This is a genomic window from Micromonospora sp. DT44, from assembly GCF_049841635.1.
Classification (GTDB): domain Bacteria; phylum Actinomycetota; class Actinomycetes; order Mycobacteriales; family Micromonosporaceae; genus Micromonospora.
On record NZ_JBNCKS010000004.1, the window covers coordinates 88577 to 112587 of the forward strand.

21 protein-coding genes and 1 riboswitch are annotated in these 24011 nt (G+C 72.3%); of the genes, 12 read left to right on the forward strand and 9 right to left on the reverse strand.

The genetic code is table 11. The features are described 5' to 3' along the window. Positions 1-64: 64 nt before the first annotated feature. Both ACLQ25_RS03840 and ACLQ25_RS03845 read left to right on the forward strand, forming a co-directional pair. Complete coding sequence (locus ACLQ25_RS03840) at positions 65-1051, forward strand: hypothetical protein (protein ID WP_425729084.1); 987 nt, start codon at positions 65-67, stop codon at positions 1049-1051. After that, on the forward strand, positions 1051-2013 hold the full coding sequence (locus tag ACLQ25_RS03845; protein ID WP_425729086.1) for a hypothetical protein: 963 nt from the start codon (positions 1051-1053) through the stop codon (positions 2011-2013). The genes ACLQ25_RS03840 and ACLQ25_RS03845 overlap by 1 nt, the downstream gene beginning before the upstream one ends. Positions 2014-2200: 187 nt before the next feature. Here the strand turns inward: ACLQ25_RS03845 and ACLQ25_RS03850 are convergent, their stop codons facing one another. Next, positions 2201-3052 carry a menaquinone biosynthetic enzyme MqnA/MqnD family protein gene (locus ACLQ25_RS03850; RefSeq protein ID WP_425729088.1) on the reverse strand — a complete coding sequence of 284 codons (852 nt, stop codon included), beginning with the start codon at positions 3050-3052 and terminating at the stop codon, positions 2201-2203. A 187-nt stretch (positions 3053-3239) separates the two neighbouring features. Between ACLQ25_RS03850 and ACLQ25_RS03855 the strand changes: the two genes are divergently transcribed. The 7 genes from ACLQ25_RS03855 (at position 3240) to ACLQ25_RS03885 (ending at position 10934) form a co-directional block, all read left to right on the forward strand. After that, positions 3240-4490, forward strand: coding sequence for a DUF222 domain-containing protein (locus ACLQ25_RS03855; RefSeq protein ID WP_425729090.1), 1251 nt, complete (start codon positions 3240-3242; stop codon positions 4488-4490). A gap of 411 nt (positions 4491-4901) precedes the next feature. After that, on the forward strand, positions 4902-7199 hold the full coding sequence (locus ACLQ25_RS03860) for a HelD family protein (protein WP_425729220.1): 2298 nt from the start codon (positions 4902-4904) through the stop codon (positions 7197-7199). Between the two features lie 221 nt (positions 7200-7420). Continuing rightward, positions 7421-8059, forward strand: a complete 639-nt coding sequence (locus ACLQ25_RS03865) for a transporter (protein WP_425729092.1) — start codon at positions 7421-7423, stop codon at positions 8057-8059. After that, entirely contained in the window at positions 8056-8382 is a 327-nt protein-coding gene (locus ACLQ25_RS03870; RefSeq protein ID WP_425729093.1) for a transcriptional regulator, read from the forward strand. Before ACLQ25_RS03865 ends, ACLQ25_RS03870 begins: the two co-directional genes overlap by 4 nt. Continuing rightward, a complete protein-coding gene (locus ACLQ25_RS03875) occupies positions 8379-9326 on the forward strand; it encodes an ABC transporter ATP-binding protein (protein ID WP_425729095.1) in 948 nt (315 codons plus the stop codon). Before ACLQ25_RS03870 ends, ACLQ25_RS03875 begins: the two co-directional genes overlap by 4 nt. An 11-nt stretch (positions 9327-9337) precedes the next feature. Next, positions 9338-10075, forward strand: coding sequence for an ABC transporter permease (locus tag ACLQ25_RS03880; RefSeq protein WP_425729097.1), 738 nt, complete (start codon positions 9338-9340; stop codon positions 10073-10075). 94 nt (positions 10076-10169) lie between these two features. Then, positions 10170-10934, forward strand: a complete 765-nt coding sequence (locus ACLQ25_RS03885; protein ID WP_425729099.1) for a VOC family protein — start codon at positions 10170-10172, stop codon at positions 10932-10934. Between the two features lie 21 nt (positions 10935-10955). Here ACLQ25_RS03885 and ACLQ25_RS03890 read toward each other — a convergent pair whose 3' ends face one another. The 4 genes from ACLQ25_RS03890 to ACLQ25_RS03905 form a co-directional block, all read right to left on the reverse strand. Continuing rightward, positions 10956-11744 (reverse strand): ABC transporter ATP-binding protein, encoded by a 789-nt coding sequence (locus ACLQ25_RS03890; protein ID WP_425729101.1) that lies wholly within the window; start codon positions 11742-11744, stop codon positions 10956-10958. Beyond that, on the reverse strand, positions 11741-12838 hold the full coding sequence (locus ACLQ25_RS03895) for a FecCD family ABC transporter permease (protein WP_425729103.1): 1098 nt from the start codon (positions 12836-12838) through the stop codon (positions 11741-11743). Before ACLQ25_RS03895 ends, ACLQ25_RS03890 begins: the two co-directional genes overlap by 4 nt. Positions 12839-12869: 31 nt before the next feature. Next, the gene (locus ACLQ25_RS03900) at positions 12870-13799 is read right to left on the reverse strand and encodes an ABC transporter substrate-binding protein (protein ID WP_425729105.1); all 930 of its coding nucleotides are present in this window, start codon (positions 13797-13799) and stop codon (positions 12870-12872) included. 110 nt (positions 13800-13909) lie between these two features. Continuing rightward, positions 13910-13974, reverse strand: a riboswitch (cobalamin riboswitch). Between the two features lie 165 nt (positions 13975-14139). Beyond that, entirely contained in the window at positions 14140-16020 is a 1881-nt protein-coding gene (locus ACLQ25_RS03905) for a M14 family zinc carboxypeptidase (protein ID WP_425729107.1), read from the reverse strand. A gap of 212 nt (positions 16021-16232) precedes the next feature. Here ACLQ25_RS03905 and ACLQ25_RS03910 point away from each other — a divergent pair, with 212 nt between their 5' ends. After that, positions 16233-17570, forward strand: coding sequence for a C39 family peptidase (locus ACLQ25_RS03910; RefSeq protein WP_425729109.1), 1338 nt, complete (start codon positions 16233-16235; stop codon positions 17568-17570). Between the two features lie 142 nt (positions 17571-17712). Here the strand turns inward: ACLQ25_RS03910 and ACLQ25_RS03915 are convergent, their stop codons facing one another. The 4 genes from ACLQ25_RS03915 to mqnE all read right to left on the reverse strand — a co-directional run bounded on the left by ACLQ25_RS03915 (position 17713) and on the right by mqnE (position 20230). Then, the gene (locus ACLQ25_RS03915; RefSeq protein WP_425729111.1) at positions 17713-18186 is read right to left on the reverse strand and encodes a hypothetical protein; all 474 of its coding nucleotides are present in this window, start codon (positions 18184-18186) and stop codon (positions 17713-17715) included. A gap of 78 nt (positions 18187-18264) precedes the next feature. Further along, on the reverse strand, positions 18265-18561 hold the full coding sequence (locus ACLQ25_RS03920) for a DUF4229 domain-containing protein (protein WP_425729113.1): 297 nt from the start codon (positions 18559-18561) through the stop codon (positions 18265-18267). A gap of 38 nt (positions 18562-18599) precedes the next feature. Further along, on the reverse strand, positions 18600-19037 hold the full coding sequence (locus ACLQ25_RS03925; protein WP_425729115.1) for a hypothetical protein: 438 nt from the start codon (positions 19035-19037) through the stop codon (positions 18600-18602). A gap of 23 nt (positions 19038-19060) precedes the next feature. Next, positions 19061-20230 (reverse strand): aminofutalosine synthase MqnE, encoded by a 1170-nt coding sequence (gene mqnE / locus ACLQ25_RS03930; protein WP_425729117.1) that lies wholly within the window; start codon positions 20228-20230, stop codon positions 19061-19063. 235 nt (positions 20231-20465) lie between these two features. Between mqnE and ACLQ25_RS03935 the strand changes: the two genes are divergently transcribed. Beyond that, on the forward strand, positions 20466-22013 hold the full coding sequence (locus tag ACLQ25_RS03935) for a C40 family peptidase (RefSeq protein ID WP_425729119.1): 1548 nt from the start codon (positions 20466-20468) through the stop codon (positions 22011-22013). A gap of 112 nt (positions 22014-22125) precedes the next feature. Beyond that, positions 22126-23895 carry a hypothetical protein gene (locus tag ACLQ25_RS03940; RefSeq protein WP_425729121.1) on the forward strand — a complete coding sequence of 590 codons (1770 nt, stop codon included), beginning with the start codon at positions 22126-22128 and terminating at the stop codon, positions 23893-23895. The last annotated feature ends 116 nt before the right edge of the window (positions 23896-24011 follow it).

Here is a 24011-nt window from a genome sequence, read left to right on the forward strand (position 1 = left end):
CACCGGTCGCCCCGGACAACGAAGCCGGTCCCCCCGGCCCTGACATCTGGAGCTCACCCAACTCATGCGATCTCGCGTGACCATGGTGTTCGCCGTCGTGGCGGTGATTCTCGGTGGCGTCCTACTGGTCCCCACCGCGTACGCCCGACTGTCCAGCGACGCCGGCGAAGGCGGCGGTGGTGGCGGCACCACCAACAGCGTCGCCGCGCCCGCGCCGGCCCCGCCACCACCTCCCACGCTGGCCGCAGGCCGCGTGTCGGTGGCATTCAAGGGCGAATTCTTCTCGTGGGCGCTGCTCGACCGGACGACCGGCAAGATCTCCGGACCGTCGAACATGAGCGCGACCAGCTCCACCGAATCGATGATCAAGGCGTGGATCGTCTCCGACTACCTACGTCAGCTCAAGGACAGGGAGCCGCCGGCCACGCTGAAGCGGGCGGCCAGCCTCGCCATCCGGGACAGCAACGACGATGCCGCCAACGCGGTCTACAAGGCCGCCGGCGGCTCGTATGCCACTCCGCCCGGCGGACAGCCGGGGCCCGTGATCAAGCGTGCGATCAGCATCTGCGGCCTGACCGACACCAAGCGCGGCAACGTGCCCAAGTTCGAGGGCTGGTGGAGCTTCACCCGGATGTCCCCGCGCGACGCGGCCCGGCTCGGTGACTGCATCGCCGACGGCAAGGCCGCCGGCCCCAAGTGGACCAAGTGGGTGCTCAGCGAGATGAGCCAGGTCCGCGGCACCACCGACGAACAGAAGGCCAGTTCCGGTGGCGGCCGCTGGGGGATCATCGACGGTCTACCCAAGTCGATCACCGCTCAGGGCCCGGTCAGCATGAAGAACGGCTGGACACCGATTGCCTACGACGGAAACTGGCACGTCAACTGCCTCGCGGTCAACGGAAAGTGGAGTCTCGCGGTGATGCTGCGCTACTCGATCAAGCTAGGGCTGGACTACGGCGCGAAGGTCTGCGCCAGCGTCGCCACCCAACTGGTCACCCCGCAGCCCGGCGCCGCGCTCAAGGTGCCGCAGCAGCCGGTCGGGAAGCTCTGATGGCCGGCAACCGGCGCGCCGATCGACGCGGTGGAGGCGAGACCTCGCCGCTGCGCCTGATCGCCGTCGCGGTCATCCTCATCGGGCTGGTGCTGGTCTCGCTACGCCTGCTGCCCGGGTCGCCGTTCGAGTCGGCCGCCGCCGCCAAGTGGGGTGACGCCGGGGCGACGACCAGCGACCGGTCCACCAACGCGGCCACCGACCGCAGCGCCCGCCAGCCGGCCCCGCCGAGCCCCAGCCCCAGCCCTTCGCTGACGCCGCTGCCGTTCCAGGCCAAGGACCTCGACCTCGACATCGAGGGCTGGTACTCCTGGAGCGTCCTCGACCGCCGGACCGGGAAGATCATCGGTTCGAAGAACATGGGTGAGACCAGCACCACCGCCTCGCTGATCAAGTCCTGGATCGTCGCCGACTACCTGCGCCGCGCCGCCGAGGCCGGCCAGACACCGAGCGACGCGAAGCTCGCCGACGCCACCCGCATCATCCGGGACAGCGACAACACGCGGGCCGAGCAGTTCTACAACTCGGTCGGCCGGGACGCCTCGATCCGGCGGCTGCTCTCCATGTGCAAGCTGACCGACAGCAGCGTCGCCCCGGACAAGGGCTGGTCCCGTACGGCGCTCTCCCCCCGCGACACCGCGCGGCTGGGCAACTGCATCGCCACCGGCACCGCCGCCGGGCCGAAGTGGACCAAGTGGCTGCTCAACGAGATGAAGCTGGTCCGGGGCGCTGGAGACTTCGGTATCCGCAAGGCGTTCCCACCCGCGCAGCAGAAGCAGATCGCCATCAAGAACGGGTGGATCGACCGGACCGCCGAGCAGGAGATGCACATCAACTGCCTGGCCATCGGCGACACCTGGACGATGGGCGTGATGGTCCGCTACCCGATCAACATGGGCTACGAGTACGGCATGAAGAACTGCCAGAAGATCACCGAGGCGCTGCTGCGCCCCGGCACCTGACGGCGGCTGTCCTTCCGCATCCGAGCGCCGCTCTGCCTGGCAGAGCGGCGCTCCGTCCATTTCGCGGCGCTCAGCGTCCTTCGCGACGCGGCGCGGCGGCTTCGCGGCGCGGCGGCTTCGCGGCGCGGCGGCTTCGCGGCGCGGCGGCTTCGCGGCGCGGCGGCGTCCTCTCGGACTCGCCGGCTGGTCAGCCCGCGAAGAACTCCGGACCGTCGGCGGGCAGTGCCGGGACCTCGCCGAGCGCGGCGACCCGCCGGGCGAACTCGCGCAGCCCGGAGACCTGCCGCTCGCCGAGCGAGAAGTCCAGGGCCCGGAAGTACGTGGCCAGCGTCGCGGCGTCGAACGCCTCCCACCGCGCCGCCGCCTCGGCGACCTGGTCCAGCTCGGAGAGGCAGAGGTCGCGCGAGCGCAGGAACGCCTCGTGCACTTCCTTGACCAGGCCCGGGTGCGCGGCCGCGAAGTCGCGGCGGACGGCCCAGACGGCGAAGACCATCGGCAGCCCGCTCCAGTCCCGCCAGGCCTGCCCCAGGTCGGTCACGGTGAGGCCCCGCAACGGCGCCTCGTAGTACGCCCGCAGCGCCACGTCCCCGATCAGGACCCCGGCGTCGGCCTCCAGCAGCATCTGGGTCAGGTCCGGAGGGCAGCGGAAGTACTCGGGCCGCACCCCGTACCGCTCGGTGAGCAGCAACTGCGCCAGCATCACCCCGGTCCGCGACGTCGAGCCGAGCGCCACGCGGGCACCGTCCAGCTCGGCGAGCGGTCGGGTGGAGACCATGTTGACCGAGAGCACCGGCCCGTCGCTGCCGACCGCCAGGTCCGGCAGGAGGAGCAACTCGTCGGTGTGCTTCAGGTACTCCATCAGCGTGATCGGACCGATGTCGAGGTCGCCCGCCACCAGCGCCGCGCTCAGCCGGTCCGGGGAGTCCTTGTGCAGGTCGACGTCGAGCAGGCTGCCCGAGCGCATCAGGCCCCAGTAGATCGGCAGGCAGTTCAGGAACTGGATGTGCCCGACCCGCGGGCGTGCGACGCGCTCAACCATGACGCGACCGTATCCCCGGCCTCGGGATCCAGCCCGGCGGGCCGGCGCGGAGTGGCCAACCCCGCACCCGACCCACCCGGCTGCGGGCGCGCCTCGTCGCCCGCCCTTGAGCCGCAGTCCGAAGACGGTGGCGCTGGCCGGGCCCTTCGCAACGGAAACTGTCGTACACCTGTTCTAGTGTTGGTTCATGTTGAGGGCGTTGGCGCAGGCGGGTGACGGTGTCGACGCTTGCGCCGACACCGCGCCGTGGGCCCTCTCCGACGACGAACTGCTCGCGGCGCTGGACGCGTCGCACGCCTTGGCGCAGCGTCTGGCAACCATCCAGCTCGCTCTCGTGCGCGAGCTCGACGGCCGTGGTCTCGCGGTCGCCCAGGGCGCCTCGTCCACCGCCGTCTGGTTACGGGAGCGGCTGCGGCTGTCCGGGCGGTCGGCCCGCCAGTTGGTCCAGCTCGCCGCCACCATCGACGCGGCGCCACCGACGGTCCGCGCCGCCCTCCTCGACGGCAGCCTCACGGTGGAGCAGGGCAAGGTGGTGGCGGAGACGATCGCGGACCTCCCCGTCGAGGCCGGCCCGGAGGTGGCAGAGAAGGCCACCGAGTTGCTGATCGCCTGGGCCGACCGCTTCGATCCGACCACCCTGAGTCGCCTCGGTGAACGCGTCCTCGCGCACGTCGCGCCCGACCTGGCCGACGAGGCCGAGCTGGCGGCCCTCGACCGGGCCGCCGAGCGGGCCGAGGCTCGCCGGCACGTCACCCTCTCCGAGCCGAAGGACGGGCAGGTACGCCTCACCGGCAACCTCGACATCGAGACCGCGAGCCTGCTGCGGGAGGCCGTCGATCCGCTCTGCGCCCCGGCGGGCGAGCACGACGACCGCAGCCCGGGCCAACGCAGGGCCGACGCACTCGGCGAGATCTGCCGGCTGGCACTGCGCACCGGCCACCTGCCCGACAACGGTGGAGACCGCCCGCAACTGGTCGTCACCATGCCGCTCGACGCGCTGGTCAACGAGCTCGGCGCGGGCACCCTGGACACCGGAGTGCGTCTCACGCCGGGCGCGGTCCGCCGCCTGGCCTGCGATGCCGCCGTGCTGCCGGCGGTCCTGAACGGCAACAGCCAGATTCTGGACGTCGGGCGGCAGCGTCGGCTCTTCACCGGTCCGCTGCGGCGCGCGCTGGTGCTACGCGACGGCGGCTGCGCCTTTCCCGGCTGCGACCGGCCACCCCGTTGGTGCGACGGCCACCATGTGCGCCACTGGGCCGACGGCGGCGCCACGACCCTGGGCAACGCGGTCCTGCTCTGCGGGCATCATCACCGGGTCCTGCACCAGGGCGACTGGGTCGTCCGCATCGCGTCGGACGGCCAGCCCGAATTCCTCCCACCTGCCTGGCTGGACCCGCTGCGCGCCCCACGCCGCAACCTCTACCACCGGCGCTGCTGAGCGCAAGCGGTTCATCCCGCCACACGTCACGGCACCCACACCGAGGCGATGCTCCCGCTCGCAGTTCGGCCCGGCAGGCAGCCCGCTGTCGCGCGAGGTCGGGCGAGGTCGCGCGAGGTCGGGCGTTGCTGTCACACCGTCCCACGACGCGCCGACTCGTCCGGGTGGTTGGCTCGGTAATTCGGTGGAAGGGGCGGCCGGGAAGGCGTAGGGTTGTAGCCCGCTTGACGGCCGAGGTGAGCTGCACCGGAACGGACGTCGTCGCGCCGGGAGGTCGGCCATCCGTCCCCGGAAACGCGAGCGAGCAGCAGATGTGAACGATGGGACGTCAGCATGCCCGCACCTGACCTCGACACGGATCTCGCGTCCGAACGCACTCACCTGGCCAACTCCCGCGCGGCCCTGCGCCGGATGCGGGAGCGGGCCGAAGCCCTCTTCTCCACCGGTAACCAGGTCGCCGGCGACTCCTACGCGGCGGAGACCCTCGGCCGCGCACTCGCCCGCCGGGTCGCCGAACTGGCCGACGATCCCACCACGCCGCTGTTCTTCGGCCGCCTCGAATTCGGCGGACAAGCACCAGACGAGGACACCGCAACCGGCCTGACGCAGGCAACCAGCAACAGCCCGACCACCAGCAACCCGGCCCGCGCCAGCGCAAGTAGGAGTGCCGGCAGCCCAAGCGAAAGCAGCAGCGGCGGCAGCGGCGGCAGCGGCGCAAGCAGGGGTGCCGGCAGCCCAGGCGACGGCAGCAGCGGCAGCAGCGCAGGCAGGAGTGCCGGCAGCCCAGGCGGCAGTGGCAGCGCCAGTAACGGCAGCACGAGCGGCAGCGGCAGCGCCAGCGCCAGTAACGGCAGCACGAGCGGCAGCGGCAGCGGCAGCGGCAGCGGCAGCGAGCATGCTGGTCGGCGGTACCACGTGGGGCGGCGACATGTCACCGACGAGCTTGGCGAGCCGCTGGTGCTGGACTGGCGGGCGCCGGTCTCCCGCTCGTTCTACCGGGCCAGTGCTCGTGATCCGCAGGGTGTCGCGGTGCGGCGGCGGTTCGGGTTCAGCAACGGGGTGCTGACGAGCTTCGAGGACGAGCGGCTGGACCGGGGCGAGGAGCTGGGTACGGCCAGCCGGATCCTCACGGCCGAAATCGAGCGACCGCGTGTGGGGCCGATGCGCGACATCGTCGCCACCATCCAACCGGAGCAGGACGAGCTGGTCCGAGCCGACCTGGCCGACTCGATCTGCGTGCAGGGGGCACCGGGCACCGGGAAGACGGCCGTCGGCCTGCACCGGGCCGCGTACCTGCTCTACCTGCACCGGGAGCGGTTGCGGCGGGCGGGCATGCTGATCGTGGGGCCGAACCGGGCGTTCCTGTCGTACATCGCGGCGGTGCTGCCGGCCCTCGGCGAGGTCGAGGTCGAGCAGGCCACCGTGGAGGAGCTGATCTCGCGGGTTCCGGTACGGGCGGTGGAGACGCCGGCCGCCGCCGCGCTGAAGCACGACGCGCGGATGGCGACCGTGCTGCGCAGGGCGGTGCAGGCCCAGATCGGTACGCCGACCGACTCGATCACCGTCTCTGACGGCTCGTTCCGGTGGCGGATCGGGCTGGAGCCGCTGCACCGGATCGTCGAGGAGACCCGAGGGGAGGGGCTGCCGTACGGCACCGGTCGGGAGCGGGTACGGGCGCGGGTGGTGAGTCTGCTGCAACGGCAGGCCGAGTCGCGGCGGGCCGAGTCGCCCGGCGACGCGTGGCTGCGCCGGATGGGCCGGTGTCGGCCGGTGGTGGACTTCCTGGACGCGGTCTGGCCGGCACTCACCCCGGAAGGGCTGGTGCACGGCCTGCTCGCCGACCCGGGCCGCCTCGCCGCCGCCGCGGACGGGCTGCTCAACGACGCCGAGCAGGAGTTGCTGGTCTGGGCGAAGCCGGCGCGTACCCCGAAGGCCACCCGCTGGACCGCCGCGGACGCCGTCCTCGTCGACGAGGCGGCCGGGCTGTTGGAGCGACCTTCCGGGTTCGGGCACGTGGTGGTGGACGAGGCGCAGGACCTGTCCCCCATGCAGTGTCGGGCGATCGCCCGGCGCAGTGAGCACGGTTCGATCACGCTCCTCGGTGACCTCGCGCAGGGCACCGCGCCGTGGGCGGCGACCGACTGGCGGGAGTCCCTGACACACCTGGGCAAGCCGGACGCCGTGGTGGTCCCGCTGACGGTCGGTTTCCGGGTGCCCGCGGCGGTGGTGGCCTTCGCCAACCTGCTGCTGCCGGCGCTCGCGGTGGACGTACCCCCGGCGGAGTCGCTGCGGCACGACGGCGGCCTGGAGGTGCGTACCGTGGCCGACCTGACCGCCGCCACGGTGGCCGAGGTGCGCGCGGCGCTCGCGCACGACGGGTCGGTCGGCGTGATCGCCGCGGACGACGCGGTCGACGGGCTGCGCGCGGCGCTGGCCGCCGTCGGCGTCGCCAGCGCGACCGCCGACGACGTCACGGCCGCCCAGCGGGTCACGGTGGTGCCCGCGACGCTGGTCAAGGGCCTGGAGTACGACCACGTGGTGGTGGTCGAGCCGGCCGCGATCGTCGCGGCCGAGCCGCGCGGGCTGCACCGGCTGTACGTGGTGCTCACCCGCGCGGTGTCCCGGTTGTCGGTGCTGCACACCGAACCGCTGCCCGCGCCGTTGCTGACCGCGCCGCAGGCCACACCGCTGGCGCCGGTGCCGCTGTAGGTCGCCTGTCGCAGATGCCCCGGCGTCGGGTGCGTCCTGGGGCACGGTCGACGCCTGCCGCACGGGCGTCGGACGAGTCCCGGGGGAAGGCCGACGCCTGTCGCACGGGCGTCGACCGCGTCCCGGGGCGCGGTCGACGGGCCAGCGCGCGGCGTCTCTGTCGGCAACCGGGCAGTCGCGCGGGGCACACGGGTTCGACTTTGCGTCGTAAAGTAGTTTGCATGGGGCCCGACGACGACCTTCCACCCACCGACGCCGCCACCGCTCTCCGGCTGATCGACGACCAGCGGGCGGCCACCGTGCGCCGCCTACAGCCCGACGCCCGGCTGCTCTACTGGCCGTGGGGCGTGGCCTGGTTGATCGGTTTCGGGCTGTTCTTCCTGCGCTTCTCCCCGGGTGGTCGGGTGCTGGTTGCCCTGCCCGACTGGCTGCCCCTAACCGTGCTCTTCGCCCTGCTGATCGTCGCCGGGGCGATCCAGGCGGTGGCGGGCGCGCGGGCGTACGGGCAGGTGACCGGCGACTCGGCGGTGCGTGGCCGCTGGTACGGGTGCGCCTGGGCGCTGGGCACGGTGAGCGTCTACGCGGCGGTCGGCCGGGTGTCCGAGCACCTGCCGCACGACCTGGCGGGCCTGCTCTGGTCGGCCGCTGCGGTGGGCCTCACCGGCGCGCTGCACATGGCCGGCGGCGCGATCTGGCTGGACCGGGACCTGTTCCGTCTCGGCGTCTGGATCAGCGTCATCAACGTGGTCGGCGCGATCGCCGGGCCGGGTTGGCACGCGCTGGTCATCTCGCTGGCCGGCGGCGTCGGAATCCTGGTCGCCGGGGCGATCGCCCGACTGCGCCAGCGTGGGCGCTCGTGACCGACCTCGATCCGGTCATCCACGCCCAGGCACGGCTGCGGGTGGTCGCCGCGCTCTCCGCGCTCGGCGACGGCGACCGAATCACGTTTCCCCGGCTCCAGGAACTGCTCGCGATGACCGCCGGCAACCTCTCCGTCCACCTCCGCAAGCTGGAGGACGCCGGCTACGTCGAGATCAGCAAGACCCACCGTGGACGTACGCCGGCCACTCTGATCCGGCTCAGCCGGCGCGGTCGGCTGGCGTTCGAGGAGTACACCGAAGCGATCCGGAGCCTGCTCGACCCCTCCCCTGCGGACTCCACAGCGTCGAAGGAGCAGTCATGACCCTCGCCCGCGCCGACCAGGTCAGCCGCCGGTACGGCGACGTCCTCGCCCTCGACCGCGTCGACCTGGAGGTTCGGGCCGGCGAACTGGTCGGCCTGCTCGGCCCGAACGGCGCCGGCAAGAGCACCCTGATGAACCTGCTGGTCGGTCTACGCCGACCCACCTCCGGGCGGGTCGAGTTGAACGGCCGCGACCCGCGCGACCCGGAGGCGCGGCGGCAGATCGGCGTCACCCCGCAGGAGACCGGCCTCCCGGGCACGCTGCGGGTCGGTGAGGTCGTCGACTTCGTCTCCGCCCACTACCCTGACCCGGTACCCCGAGGCGAACTGCTCGACCGTTTCGGCCTGGGCGACCTCGCCCGGCGGCAGACCGGCGGACTGTCCGGCGGCCAGCGTCGCCGGCTGGCCGTGGCGCTGGCCTTCGTCGGCCGGCCCCGGCTCGTCCTGCTCGATGAGCCGACCACCGGCCTGGACGTCACCGCCCGGCACACCCTGTGGGACGCGATCCGGGCCTTCCACGACGACGGCGGGACGGTGCTGTTGAGCAGCCACTACCTGGAGGAGGTGGAGGCGCTCGCCCGTCGCGTGGTGGTGATCGGGCAGGGCCGGGTGCTCGCCGACGACACCGTGGACGCCGTACGCGGCATCGTCGGCGTACGGCGGGTCAGCCTGGTCACCGACGAGCTGCCCGAACTGCCCGGCGTCGTCCGCGCCGAACGGATCGACGGACGACTACACCTGCTCACCACCGACGCCGACGAGCTGGTCCGGGCGCTGGTCCGCTCCCAAGTCGCCTTCACCGACCTCGAGGTCCGCCCCACGTCGTTGGAGGAGGCGTTCCTCGCGCTCACCGGCGGGACGGACACGGCCCTCACCGGCGGGACCGACACGCCGGCTCAGGCCCCACCCGCTGCCGCCGACAGCGGCCAACCCACCGCCGTCTGAGGAGGCGCACCGTGCAGCTCGCCCTGGTCCACGCCCGCTACCAGCTTCTGGAGACCATCCGGATTCCGGTGGCCGTCTTCGGCAGCGCCTTCTTCCCCGCCGCCGCCATGATCTTCTTCGTGGTGCCGTTCACCGGCGACGATGCGGTCGGCGCCACCTTCGCCACCGCGTCGATGATCACCTTCTCGGTGATGAGCGCCAACATCTTCCAGTACGGCGTCGGCGTCGCCGAGGACCGCGACCAGCCGTGGAATCCGTACACCCGGACCCTGCCGGCCGGGCCGGCGCCCCGGTTCGCGGGCCGCGTGCTGGCCGGCCTCGCGTTGACGTACCTGTCGCTGATCCCGGTCGTGGTGATCGGCGCGACGCTCACCCCGGCCCGGGTCACCGCGACGGCGTTCCTGCTGACCGCCGTCATCGTGGCCGTCATCTCGGTGCCGTTCACGCTGATGGGCCTCTCCATCGGCTACTCGCTGCCCAGCAAGGCGGCGATCGTGGTGGCGCAGGTCGTCTTCCTGCCGCTCGCGTTCGGCGGCGGACTGCTCTCCGCGCCGGGCGAGGCGCCCGGCTTCATCGAGACGATCGCGCCGTTCCTGCCCACCCGGGGCGCGGCCGAACTGATGTGGTGGGCAGTCGGCGGTTACCGGGTCGAACCGCTGTCGTTGGTCATGCTCGGTGTCTGGGTGGTGCTCCTCGCCGCGCTCGCCGCCTGGGCGTACCGGCGGGACGAGGGTCGCCGGTTCAGCTGACGATTCGTCCGTTTCCGCCCCGTGCCCCAGCGGGACGGTGCCAGGATTCCCGCAGGAGGCCCGCCCGTGGCCGCCGGCCGAGAGGGGTCTTGACGTGAGCACCGTCCCGCCGGGCACGCCGTGCTGGGCCGACCTGGCCACCCCGGACCTGACCGACGCGCGGCGCTTCTACCCCGAACTGTTCGGCTGGACCGGACGGGTGACACCGGAGCCCGAGGCGGGTGGCTACACGGTCTTCCTGCTCGACGGCAGGCCGGTGGCCGGCGTCGGCCCGCCCGCCATCGAGGACCAGGTGCCGATCTGGTCGACGTACATCGCCACCGACGACGCGGCGCTGGCCGCCGGCCGGGTCGAACGGGCCGGCGGGCAGGTCGTCGTACCGCCGTTCGAGGTCTTCGACCGGGGCTGGATGGCCGTGTTCTCCGACCCGGCGGGCGCGACGTTCAGCGTCTGGCAGCCGCTGGCGATGCCCGGGGCCGAGGTGTTCAACGTGCCCGGCGCGATGAGCTGGAACGAGCTGGTCACGCCCGACCCGGAGGGCGCGAAGGTCTTCTACGAGCTGGTGTTCGGCTGGCAGCCGGACGAACAACCGGTCGGCGGCATGACGTACACGGGGTGGCGGCTCGGGGCGCGGATCGTCGCCGGGATGATGCCGCCGCTGGGCGACGGCTACCCGGCCGACCTGCCCGCGTACTGGACGGTGTACTTCGCGGTGACCGACGCGGACGCCGCCGCCGCGCGCGCCGCCGAACTGGGCGGGACCATCCTGGTGCCACCGCGAGACATCCCGACCGGCCGGTTCGCCGCCCTGCGCGACCCCCAGGGCGCCCTCTTCTCGGTCATCGACCTCGGCCCCTGACCCGAGAGCCCGCCGCCCGGGTCACGCACCAGGGCGGACGGGGACCACCAGAGGGCCGTTGGTGCCGGGGAGCACCCGGACGCTCGCCCGGTAGTGGGTGGCGAGGAGGTGTTCGGTCAGCACCTCGTGCGGCGTACCGGTCGCCACCACCCGACCCTCGGCGAGCATGACCATCCGGTCGGCGTACTCGCCCGCGAGGGAGAGGTCGTGCATGGTGGCGAGCACCGTCAGGCCGTGTGCCCGGCGCAACTGGTCGACCAGTTCCAGGACCTCCTGCTGATGGCCGATGTCCAACGCGCTGGTCGGCTCGTCGAGCAGCAGCAGCGTCGCGCCCTGCGCGAGCGCCCGGGCCAGGAAGACCCGCTGCCGCTCACCCCCGGACAGGGTGGCCAGCTCGCGGCGGTGGAAGCCGCCGAGGTCCAGACGGTCCAGCACGTCGTGGACGGCGGTCACGTCGGCGGCCGACTCCCGACCGAGCGGCGGGATGTACGGGGTGCGCCCGAGCAGCACGTAGTCCAGGACCGACATGCCGGGCGGTACTACCGGGGACTGCGTCACCGTCGCCACCACCCGGGCGCGTTCGCGGCGGTGCAGCGCGCGGCTCGGCGTACCGAAGAGGGAGATGGCGTCCGGCGCGGGCAGCAGGCCGCCGACGGCGCGCAACAGGGTCGACTTGCCGGCGCCGTTCGGACCGATCACGGTGACCCACTCGCCGACGGCGACGGTGAGGTCGACGCCGGTGAGGATCGGCGTGCCGTCCAGGCTGACGTGCAGCGCGCGGACCTCGACGGCCGGTGCCCCCGGAGTCACGTGAGCACCCGGCGGGCGGTCCGCAGCACGAGGACGAAGAACGGGCCGCCGAGCAGGGCGGTGACCACGCCGATGGGCACCTCGGCCGGGGCGGCGGCGGTACGGGCGACCACGTCGGTCAGGGCCAGGAACGCGGCGCCGAACAGCAGCGACAGTGGCAGGATCACCCGGTAGCTCGACCCGGCGAGCAGCCGGACGGTGTGCGGCACGATGATGCCGACGAAGCCGATGAGGCCGGTCGCCGAAACCGCCGCGGCGGTGCCCAGGGACGCGGCGGCGATCAGCAGGTACCGGGAGCGCTGCGGGTGCAGGCCGAGGCTCGTCGCCTCGTCGTCGCCGAGCGCGAGGACGTCCAGCTCACGACGGTGCAGCAGCACCACGACCGTGGTCACCGCGGCGTACGGCAGCACGAGCAGCACGTCGTGCCAGCCCGCCGTGGCCAGCCGTCCCAACAGCCAGGAGTAGACCGGTTGGATGCTGTCGGCGTGGCGCTGGAGCAGGTACGTCTGCCCGGCGGAGAGGAACGCCGAGACCGCGACCCCGGCCAGGATCAGCATGGCCGGGGACCGGCTTCGCCCGCCGGCCGCGCCGAGCAGGTAGGTCATCGTCACGGCGAGCAGCGAGCCGACGAACGCGGCCAGCGGGATGGTCAACGGCAGCCCGGAGATCGCGCCCTGCCGACCGGCGCCGCCGAGGGCGATCACCGCGGTGACCGCGAGGCCCGCGCCGGCGGCCACCCCGAGCAGGTACGGGTCGGCCAGCGGGTTGCGGAAGACGCCCTGGTAGCAGCCACCGGCGAGGGCGAGCAGACCGCCGACGAGCAGGCCCAGCACGACCCGGGGCAGCCGCAGTTCGGTGACGATGGCGATTTCCCGCTCGTTCAGTCCACTGTCGAGGTGCACGCCGGGGATCAGGTTGAGCAGCTCGGCGGCGACGCTGCCCGGTGGCAGGCTGACCGGTCCGAGCGACACCCCGGCGACGAGCGCGACGAGCACCGCGAGGACGCCGATGACCAGCCAGCGCGCACGCAGCCCGGCGGGCCGGGACGCGCGAGGCGTACCGGCCGGCCGGGTGGCGGGTGCTTCAGAGGTCATCTGCGACGTTCCGGTCACGGATGGACCACGGTCACGCGGGCACCTTGGCGACCGCGTCGATGATCGTCCGGAGCAGGTCGACGACGCGCGGGCCCCAGCGGGAGGCGATGTCGTCGTCCAACGTGACGACCTGGTTGTTCTTGACGGCGGTGAGCCCGGCCCAGCCGCTGCGGGCCTTGACCGAGTCGCCGTTCTGCTGGCAGCACTTGGAGTCGGCCAGGAAGACGAAGTCCGGGTCGGCCTTGACGATGACCTCCTGCGACAGCTGCGGGTAGCCGCCGTTCTTGCCGTCGGCGTCGGCCGGGTCGGCGATGTTGGTCAGGCCGACGAGGCTGTAGATCGAGCCGATGAAGGTCTTGCTGGTCGCGCTGTACAGCTCCGGGCCCAGCTCGTGGTAGTAGGTGAGCTTCTCGGTGCGCTGGGGCAGGTCCTTGACCAGCTTGGCGATGTCGTCCTTCATCCGCTTGGCGACGTCGGCGGCCTGGTCGGCGTGCCCGGTCAGGGTGCCCAGGTCGGTGATCTGCTGGTACGAGTCGTCGAGCGTGGTCGCCGCCGAGGTCAGGTACACCGGGATCTTCAGCTTGCCGAGCTGGTCGACGATCTTGTTGGTGTCGTTGGAGAGCACCACCAGGTCGGGGTTCTTGCCGGCGATCGCCTCGGCGTTCGGCTGGAAGCCGGACAGGTCGCTCTTGGGCGCCTCAGCCGGGTAGTTGGACTGGTCGTCGACGGCGCTCACCTGCGAGCCGGCGCCGATCGCGAAGAGCATCTCGGTGGCGCTGGGCGAGAGCGACACGATCTTCTCGGGACGCTTGTCGAGCGTGAGCGAGCCGACCGTCACCGGGTAGCTGGCGGCCGCGGTGCCGGCGGCCGGCTTGTCGTCGGTCTTCTCCGCGCACGCGCCGAGAGCGAGCGCGGCGACCGCGAGGGTCGCGGCGAAGAGCCGAGGGGTACGTCTGAACATGGGGCCTCCTGTCGGTCGAGGAGTGTGGTGCTTCGCCGACAGGACTTCGGTACGCCCGCCCACGAGGCGCCCTTCCTCGAGAGCGCGTGTCGCGACCCCTCCGCAGGCGACCTGGCTCGTCCCCGCCGTCGGGAGGGGCATCACAGTTGCGGGACAGCGCCGGTTTCACACCGGCTTCGCTGCGGATTGGTCGCTAAGACGGTAGCGCACCGCCGGGACGTGCCGGATCGATCAACGAGCGATCGACGTACGACGATCAGACGTGGGGCCTTTGTCCCGGATCGGGAGGCTCGGGAGCGGGTGGTGGGGCCCCGCAGGGGCGGTACGGGGCCCCACCCGATCAGGAGGCCGTGATGGTGACGTTGTCCACAGCCGCCTCCACCAGGCTCGCGCCGGACGCGTCCGCCGCCTCGACGAGGATGCGGACCGACTGCCCGGCGTACGGGCTCAGGTTGAGGTTCGCCACCGCCCAACTCCCGTTACGGTTGCTGGCCGCGCCGGCCTGGGTGAGCAGGGCGGTGGTGCCGCCGCTGTGCACGACGCTCACCCGCAGGTAGTCGGCCGACGAGGCGTTCGAGCCGTGCGCCAGGTACCAGGCCAGCGAGAGGGTCAGCGTGCCGGACGACGGCAGCGTCACCGCCGGGGACCGGGCGCTCGTCACACCGCCGTCGACGTCGTAGTCACCGGCCGCCGACCCGGCGAGTCGGCCGGTGACCAGGTCGTTCGAGCCGGCGTACGGGGTGAGCTGCTTCGCGCCGGAGGAGGTGGTCGCCTGGGCGGCGCCCACCTCGAACGCTCCGAGGGTCGCGGTGTCGGTGCCGGACGGGTTTATCGTCCAGCCGGTGGCCGTCTCGAAGGTGTCCGACCAGACCCTGGTGCCCCCACCGCCGCCGCAGTACTGCGACTGCTTGCCGATGGCCCGGTACGGACAGTCGGCGTACTCGCTGAGCATAAGTACGGCCTCGCGGTTACGGGTGGTCTGCGCGGGGATCACCTCGTCGGGCGGGTAGAAGCCGCCACCGCCGGAGGAGCCCGGGTACATCTCGAAGGTGTACGCCCAGATGCCGTGGGTGGCCCACATCCAGTCGATGCTGGTGCCGTCGGCGATGTACAGGTCGCTGGACTGCTCCGGGGTGTAGCTGTTGGTGGCCGCCATCTGCTGACCGATGGTGGCGAAGGTGCTGTACTGGTCCGCGTTCATGCCGGTCGCGGTGTTCGCGGTGGTGTAGCCGTAGGGCCAGAGCACCAGTTGCGAGTACGTGTGGAAGTCGATGTTGGCCTTGATCTGCTGGACGCCACCGACGACGCGGCTGTTCACGAAGTTGCGCAGCGCCTGCGTCTCCGGCGCGGAGAACGCCGACGGGCCACGGTACGTCTCCGACGAGGTGGTGCCGGACGACCCGCCGCAGCAGCCCCACTGGTAGGACCAGTTGCGGTTCAGGTCGGTGCCGACGTTTGACGAGCCGCTGTTCGGCTGGCGGTTCTTGCGCCAGGACCGGTACGACCCGGTGGCGATGTCGTACTCGCTGCCGTCCGGGTTGACCGTCGGCACGATCCAGATCTCCCGGCTGTTGACGATGTTGGTGATCCGGGAGTCACTGCCGTAGCTGTCGGTGAAGAGGTTGAGCAGGTAGATCGCCATCTCGACGGTCAGGTGCTCGCGGGCGTGCTGCTGGGCGTTGAACAGGATCTCCGGCTCGTTCTCGTCGGTGCCGACGTTGTCGGAGATCTTCACGGCCATCAGGTCGCGGCCCTCGTACGACGTACCAATGCTGATCTTGCGAGCGATGGCCGGATGGTCGGCGACGGCCTGGTTCACGACGGCGGTCAGTTCCGCGTAGTCGTGGTAGTTGGAGTCGGCCGGCGGGAACGCGAGCGTGCCCATCTCGCCCGCGCCGCGTTCGGCGCTCGGTGGCGGGGCGAGCGGTTCCAGCCGGTAGCCGAGTTTGCCGATCGCGGCAGCCTCGGCGGCGGTGGCCGAGACGTGCAGGACGCCGTGCTCGGAGTAGTCGATGGCGGCCCCGGTGCGGGCCACCGCGTTGCGGTCGGCGAGGGTTCGGGGCCCGAGCACCCGGTAACCGGAGGCGGCGGCCGGCTCGGTGGTCCGGTCCGGCGCCGGTTGGGCGGCGACCGGTCCGGCGGCGACGGTGACGATTCCCAGTCCGGTGACGACGGCGAGCACCAGGACGCGGCGGAGAGAGTGAGGTGGGCGGAGGGCCATGGACTACCTCCTCGAAGGGCGGAAGATCCCGCTCGGTGATGCACACTTCACCATCAGTCACATGGTCATCTCAATATCGATCGCCGCGAAATCCATCTCAGGTTGACCATCGCTGCGGCAATGATTTTCTGCCGCTCAACATCTGGCGAAACTTCCTTCCAAGCGGAAAACTGACCAGCGACGATGCCCCCACTCGACACCGCGGAGCACCCATGGCCCCCTCCCGCCTGCACGCGGCCGCCCTCGCCGGCGTCAGCGCGCTCACCCTGCTCGCCACCGCGGCCCCCGCCGCGGCGGCCCGGCCACCCGCACCCGCCCACGACGAGCAGATCACCTTCCAGGACTGGTCCGGGCCGGCCGACTGGCACCGTGGCAGCCAGGCCGGCACCCGCGTCGTGCCCGGCTCTCGCTCCGGCGTCACCCTGGGCCGCCCGACCGGCACCACCGAGTACGCCGACCCGCACACCGGCGCCACCCGCACCTGGGAGTACGGCACCTGGACCTCACCCGTGACCCGGATCGGGTTCGACGCCACCGAGCTGATCGCCTCCTGGAACGCCCAGACCCCCGCCGGCACCTGGATCCAGGTGGAGATGCAGGGCGGCTACACCAGCGGCGACCAGACCCCCTGGTACGTCCTGGGCCGCTGGGCCTCCGGCGACACCGACATCAAGCGGACCAGCGTCGACGGGCAGGGCGATCCCTGGTCGACGGTCTGGACCGACACCTTCAGCATCGACGACGCCGACGCCGGGGTGCTGCTGCGGTCGTACCAGCTGCGGCTGACCCTCTACCGGGCACCCGGGCAGACCGCCGCTCCGGTGGTGCGGATGCTCGGCGCGATGAGTTCCACCGTGCCGGACCGGTTCACCGTGCCGCCGAGCGCCGGGCACATCGCCTGGGGCGTCGAACTGCCGGTGCCGCGCTACTCGCAGAACGTCCACAAGGGCCACTACCCCGAGTACGACGGCGGCGGCGAGGCATGGTGCTCGCCCACCTCGACGGAGATGGTCGTCGAGTACTGGGGGCGCAAGCCGTCGGCCGCCGACACGTCCTGGGTGGACCCGACCTACCCCGACCCGACCGTCAACCACGCCGCCCGGATGACCTTCGACTACGCGTACGACGGCGCGGGCAACTGGCCGTTCAACACCGCGTACGCGGCCAGCTTCCCCGGCCTGGAGGGGCGGGTCACCCGGCTGCACTCACTGGACGAGCTGGAGCGTTTCATCGCCGCCGGCATCCCCGTGGTGACCAGCCAGTCCTTCCTCGCCAGTGAGCTGGACGGGGCGAACTACGGCACCTCCGGGCACCTCTTCGTGGTGGTCGGCTTCACCGCCGACGGCGACGTGATCGTCAACGACCCGGCCTCGCCCAGCAACGACGTCGTCCGCAACGTCTACAAGCGCACCCAGTTCGAGCAGATCTGGCTGCGTACCAAGCGCACCAACGCCAGCGGCGGAGTCTCCGGCGGCTCCGGCGGTGTCGCCTACCTCATCAAGCCCGAGTCCAAGCCCTGGCCCAAGGTCCCCGGCTCCACCAACTGGTAACAGCCCCGGCCCGACCCGGCCCGACCCGGCCCGCCCCGGCCGGACCCACCCCGTTGATCATGAAGTTATTGCCCGACCGCTCGGCGTGTCGAGGCAATAACTTCATGATCAGCGCGCTTCTGCGAGGGGGGTGGGGAGGGGGTTAGGGCTGGTTGACTGGGTCGGGGAGGGCTTCGGTTTGGGCTCGACGGCGGCGGATCTTCCAGGTGAGGAAGAGAACCCAGGCGACTGCGGCCACCACACCGGCGAGGGTGAGGGCGGTGACGAGCAGCCAGGTGGAACCGCCGGCGGCGGCGAAGACGCCCTTGCGCGCGCCGGTGTCCAGTGCGGGAGCCGTCTCGCCCGTCGACAGGGTGTCCGGGGCGTCGTAGAGGATCACGTCCGCCCGCTTGGCACCGTCGTCGGCCACGAAGTCGCCGTGCCAGGTGCAGCTTCGACGGGAGCACTCCTCCGAGACGGCCGTGAAGGTGCCCGCGGTGCCACCACCGCCCTTGGCCTGCCAGGCCGGTCCGAGGTCACCAACGCCCAGCAGCAGACCGATGCCGGCGATGACAGGCAGGCCGACCCAGACGAAAACCTTGGCCCGCCAGTCGTTGATCTTGTTGAAGATTTCCACGGCGGGAGACACTAACGGCAAGCAGCCGCTCCCGCCGCCCCGTTTCGACGGGTCCCGCGCGGCGCGCGTCCGCAGGCCCTACGGCTGCCGCCGCTCACCCTCGTCGGACTGCTCGTCCTCGTCGGACTGCTCGTCCTCGCCGGCCAGGGCGGAGCGGAGGCGCTCCTTCTCTGCCTTGCGACGGGCCGTGGCCTCGGCCATCTCGTGGGCCATCTCGTCGCGCCAGCCGCGCAGCAGGAAGAAGGAGAGCGCGGCAGAGAACGCCAGCGCCAGGATCAGCTTCAGGAAGATGTCCACGTCGACCAGCCAGAGGGCCGCCAGTACGGCGACGAACAGCCCGATCCGGCCCAGCGTGTACTTGAGCGCCGCGCTCACCTCATGTACTCCTTCTCCGCGCCCGGTGGGCCGGTCACTCAGCCCGTCCGGCGGGCCAGCCAACGGACGCCGGGAAACCAGATCGTCGCGTACGCCACGGTGAACGCCGCCGCCGCCAACGCGCCGGACAGCAGCGGCGCCAACCCCGCGCCCAGCCCGGCGACCAGCAGCCCCACGAACACCGCGACCGCCGCCGCGACGAGCGCCGCCACCATCCGGGCAGCCCCGAACCCCCAGGCGCGGAAGTCGTCCCAGAACAGCCAGGCCGGCAGGATCACCGCGAGCCAACCATTGGTGTGCCCGAAGTCGGCGGCGCCGAACGAGGCGAACGCCCACTCGAACAGCACGAGCGCCAGCACACCGATGACCAGGCCGGCCAGGCACACCCCGAGCAGGTCACCCAGCGTACGCACGCGTCCCTCGGCGTCCCGTCGGGGAAAGCCGCCCTGCTGCTCGGCGCTGCGCTGCTCGGTCATCGACTGCGAGGGTACGTGGTGTCTCAGGCCCAGACCTGCTGCGGCTCGGCGCGGCGCTCGGCCAGCGACGGCGCCCTGTCGTACTCCCGGACGACGTTGTAGCGGGTGTCCCGCTCGACCGGCTGGAAGCCGGCGTCCCAGATCAGGTGCAGCAGGTCGTCGCGGTGCATGGTGTTCGGGGTGCCGTACGAGTCGGCGTCGTGGGTGATCTTGTATTCGACCACCGAGCCGTCCAGGTCGTCCACGCCGAAGTTCAACGAGAGCTGGGCCACCGACAGGCCGTGCATCACCCAGAAGTTCTTCACGTGCGGCACGTTGTCGAACAGCAGCCGGGACACGGCGAACGTCTTCAGCGACTCGGCCGGCGAGGCCATCGTCGTCCGCGCCTGGATCCGGTTACGGATCTTGCCGTCCGCCGAGTCGACGAAGTCGTGCTGGTAGCGCAGCGGGATGAAGACCGCGAAACCGCCGGTCTCGTCCTGCAACTCCCGCAGGCGCAGCACGTGGTCGACGCGGTGCCGGGGCTCCTCGATGTGGCCGTACAGCATGGTCGCCGGGGTCTTCATGCCCTTGCTGTGGGCCAGGGCGTGGATGCGCGACCAGTCCTCCCAGTGGCACTCGTGGTCGACGATGTGCTGGCGGACCTCCCAGTCGAAGATCTCCGCGCCGCCACCGGTCAGCGACTCGAGGCCGGCGTCCATCAGCTCGTCGAGGATCTCGTCGGCGCTCAGGCCGCTGATCTTCTCGAACCACTGCACCTCGGTCGCGGTGAAGCACTTGAGCTTGACGTTCGGCAGCGCCGCCTTCAGCTCGCGCAGCACCTTCGGGTAGTAACGCCACGGCAGCGTCGGGTGCAGGCCGTTGACGATGTGCAGCTCGGTGAGCTGCTCATCCTCCATCTCCTTGGCCTTGCGGACCGCCTCGTCGATGCGCATCGTGTACGCGTCCTTCTCGCCCGGCTTGCGCTGGAACGAGCAGTACGCGCAGGACGCCGAGCAGACGTTCGTCAGGTTGAGGTGCCGGTTGACGTTGAACATCACCCGCTCGCCGTTCAACTCGGTGCGCTTGTGGTGCGCCAGCCGCCCCAACCAGGTCAGGTCGTCGCTCTCGTAGAGGGCGATGCCGTCCTCCCGGGTCAGCCGCTCACCGGCGTACACCTTCGCTTCGAGCTCACGCTTGAGTCCGGCGTCCATGGCACTTCCTTCCACCTGCGGTCTTTCCCGAGGGTACGTCGGGGTCCGGGTGGCCGGGCGGCACGGTCGGCCACAGCGATCCACTTCACCGGACTCTCAGCCTCCCGTAACCTGCCGACGCATCGACATCGCTGCCGCTGTGCGGTAAGACAAGGTGGGGCGGAACTCACACACTGGTACCGTCCCGACGGTCGCGCCCACCGAGCGTGACGACGAGCACCGGACGGGGAGCGGAATGGTCGACAGCGGGCGCGGGCGACGGCAGCGACGACGGAGCCCGGTGATCTCGCCGGTGCTGCGGCCGAAGCTCTGGGCCGCCCTGCTCGGCGCGATCGCCGCCGCGGTGCTGGCCACCCCCGCGTACGCGGAGCCCACCGTGCCCTCGACCGTGCCGGACACCGGCGCGCGTCCGCCGGCCATCGGCGCCCCGCAGGTGCCGGGCAGCCCGCCCGTCGCCGGCATCCCGGCTCCCCCGGTCAACCTCGGCAACGGCCCGCTGGCCGCCCAGATCGCCGCCGCCGAGAGTCAGGTCGGCCTGCTCGGCGACCAGCTACTCCTGACCCGGCAGAAACGTACCGATGCGCAGGCACAGCTCGTCGCGGCCGGCAAGGTGCTGGCGACCACGCAGGACGCCCTCCTCCGCGCCCAGCAGGCAGCCGACTCCGCAGCCTCGGACGCGGTCAAGGCGGCCGCCGCCCTGCCGCCGGGTGACTTCGTCGACGACATCCAGGGCCTGAGCCGACTCCAGCGCATCAACCGTGGCGAGAAGGTCGAGGGTGCCACCACCGCCGTGACCGGCGAGTTGGCGCGGGCCCGGGCCAGCGAACAGACCGCCTACCAGGCACACACCGCGGCCAAGGCGGCCGTCGACGCCGCCGAGGCTGAGTTCGCCACCGGCGAGAATGCCCTGCGCACGGCCGAGACCAGCCTGCTCAAGCTCCGCAAGGACAACGCCGCCCAGCTGATCCTGCTCGAACGGCAACAGGAGGCCGCCGACCAGCAGTTCGGGTCGGGCTACGTCGCCGGCCAGAGCACCAGCGGCATGTCCGCGCACCCGCGGGCGCTGGCCGCCGTCCGGTACGCGCTCGCCCAGCTCGGTGACCCGTACAAGTGGTCCGAGGAGGGGCCGGACCGGTTCGACTGTTCGGGTCTGATGTGGGCCGCGTACCGCTCTCCGGGCGCCGACTACTTCGACCTGCCCCGGGTCTCTCGCGACCAGTACTCGGCCACCCGGTCCCGGACCGTACGGCCCACCGAGGCGCTCCCCGGCGACCTGCTGTTCTTCGCCTCCGGCAGCAGCTGGACCACGATCCACCACGTCGGCATGTACATCGGCAACGGCAAGATGGTGCAGGCGCCAACGACCGGCGACGTGGTCAAGATTTCGGTGGTCGGCTGGTCCCGGCTCTACGCCGTTACCCGGGTGATCGGGGCGGTGCCGACCCCGAACGTGCCCCTTCCGCCCGTGGTGCCGCCCACCACGACCAAGCCGACGCCCACCGGCAAGCCGACGCCCAAGCCGACGCCGACCGGCAAGCCGACCACCAAGCCGACGCCCACGCCGACCGGATCGGGGACGCCGAAGCCCACCGGCACTCCGACCGGTACGCCGAAGCCGACCGACAGCGGCACGCCGACCCCCACGGACAGCCCGACCAACACGCCGACGACGCTGCCGCCGCCCCCCACCACGGCCGCGGCCAGCTCATCGGCCTCCGCCACCAGCACGCCGTCCACCAGCCGGAGCGGGACGACCAGCGACAGCCCGAGCGCGGGACGCTGATCCGCCACCGGGGCTCCGGCTGTCCGCCTGGGACGATCTGTGGCACGGTGACAACCAGGCACACCCGGTCCGATGTCACGGATCGGGTGCGAGCGTGGCGCGGAGGGCGGAGATGGCCGAGCAGAGAGATCCGGCGGAGAGTGTCGACGTCGGCCGGGCCGCGAGGCTGACGACCGCTGATCCGACGACCGACGCCGATACCGGCTCGCCGGCCGGTGCTCCCAGCGCCACGCTAACCAGCGCCAACCGGGACACCGCGCGCACCGACGCCGCAGTGCGGAACGGGAACGCCACGCTCGACGGCGACACCGGCGACCGGGTCGCGGAGCCCGGCGGCGACGGGGTCGCGAAGCCCGGCGGAAAGGCCGTCGGCACGTACGACGCGACTGCCGGGGACGACGCGGCAGGCGACCCCGTCGACGACGTCGCCACGCACGGCCGCGGGGCGGACGTCGAGCCGTCGGAGAACGCCGCCGCCGATCCGGCCGCCGCCCCGGTGCGGGCGCGGGCCAGCGTCGCGACAGCCCACCCACGCCCCGGTGATCTTCCGGTGAGCGCTCCAGCCACCGCGACCACCTACCGGGCGACCGGCTCGGCCAGCACACTGCCCGCGCAGCGGGACAGCTCGCCCGCACCGGCATCGGCCGACGCCTCGACCGCCCCAGCACGCGCCAGCGCGACGGCGTCGGTGACCGCCAGCGCCACCGCGCCGACCAGCGCCACCGCCACGGCCCCGAGCCCGACGCAGGCGCAGGCCAGCGCCACGGGCCCGACGCCGGCGCAGGCCACCCCCACCGGCCCGACGCCGGCGCAGGCCACCCCCACCGGCCCGACGCCAGCGCCCGCCACCGCCACGGGCCCAACGCCGGCGCGGGCCAGCGCCACGGTCCCCGGCAGCAGCCGGGTCGCGGCCGGCGGCGAGGCCGCGTCGGAGCCCCGGGCGAGCACGTCCGCCGTCTACCGGTCGGGACCGGTGAATCCCGAACCGCCCGAGCCGGCGCAACCCCCGGAGCCGGCGCAGCCACCCGCGCGTCCGTCCCCGGAACCGACACCGCCGGGGCCGGGCGAGCCGGAGCCCGCACCGAGCCCGGGGCCGTACCCGCCCGGTCCGACGCCGACGCCGGGCCCCTTCCCCACGCCCCGACCGGACCCGGTGCCGCCGGTTCCGGGTCCGCCCGTGCCACCACCCTCGCCGGTGCCGCCTGTCCCGGGGCCGCCGACGCCACCCGTCCCCGGGCCGCCGATGCCGCCGCCCGGCCCGCCCGTGCCCGCGCCACCGCTGCCGCCCGGCCCGATGCCGGCGCCACCGTTCCCGCCGCCACCGGCGACGACCGGCTCGCCGGGCGCACCTGCCACGAAGTCGGTCTCCGCGCCGCCGGTCACCTTCTCCGCATGGACCGCCGCACCGCCCGCCCCGGGCAGCGCCTGGGCCGGGACACCCGTGTCCGCCCCGCCGGTGGTTCCCGCGCCCGCGCTGCCGACGTGGCCGCCGTCCACCACCACCCCTCTGACCGGCGGTACGGACCACCGGGCGACCACCCCGCACGGCGGGCCCGAGCGGCGGAGCACGACGGCCGGTGGTCGTACCGGAGCCCGTGCCGGCGGCGCCGACCAGGCGGGCACCGTCTACGCCAGCGGTGACGGGCCGGGTTTCACCACGATCGCCCTGCCGGCGAACGCGGCGGTGGAGAATTCCGGCTCGCTGACCGGACACATCCTCGCCCAGGGCTGGGCCGACACCCCGGCCGAGCGCTCCCGGAACACCCGCGTGGTGATCGTCCTGATCGCCGCGTTGGGGCTCCTGATCGGGATCAGCGTGCTGGTCGTCCTGCTCGCCAACAACGCCCTGGACGGCCTCGTGGGCGGCATGCTCGACGGCTGACCCACGCGACGGATGCGAGGTGAGTCCGCCCACTACGGTCGGTCAACCGGCTGGCGACTCCGCCGAATCGCCGTACACTGGTCGGGATCACTGACCTGGCGCGCCCAATGTGCGCC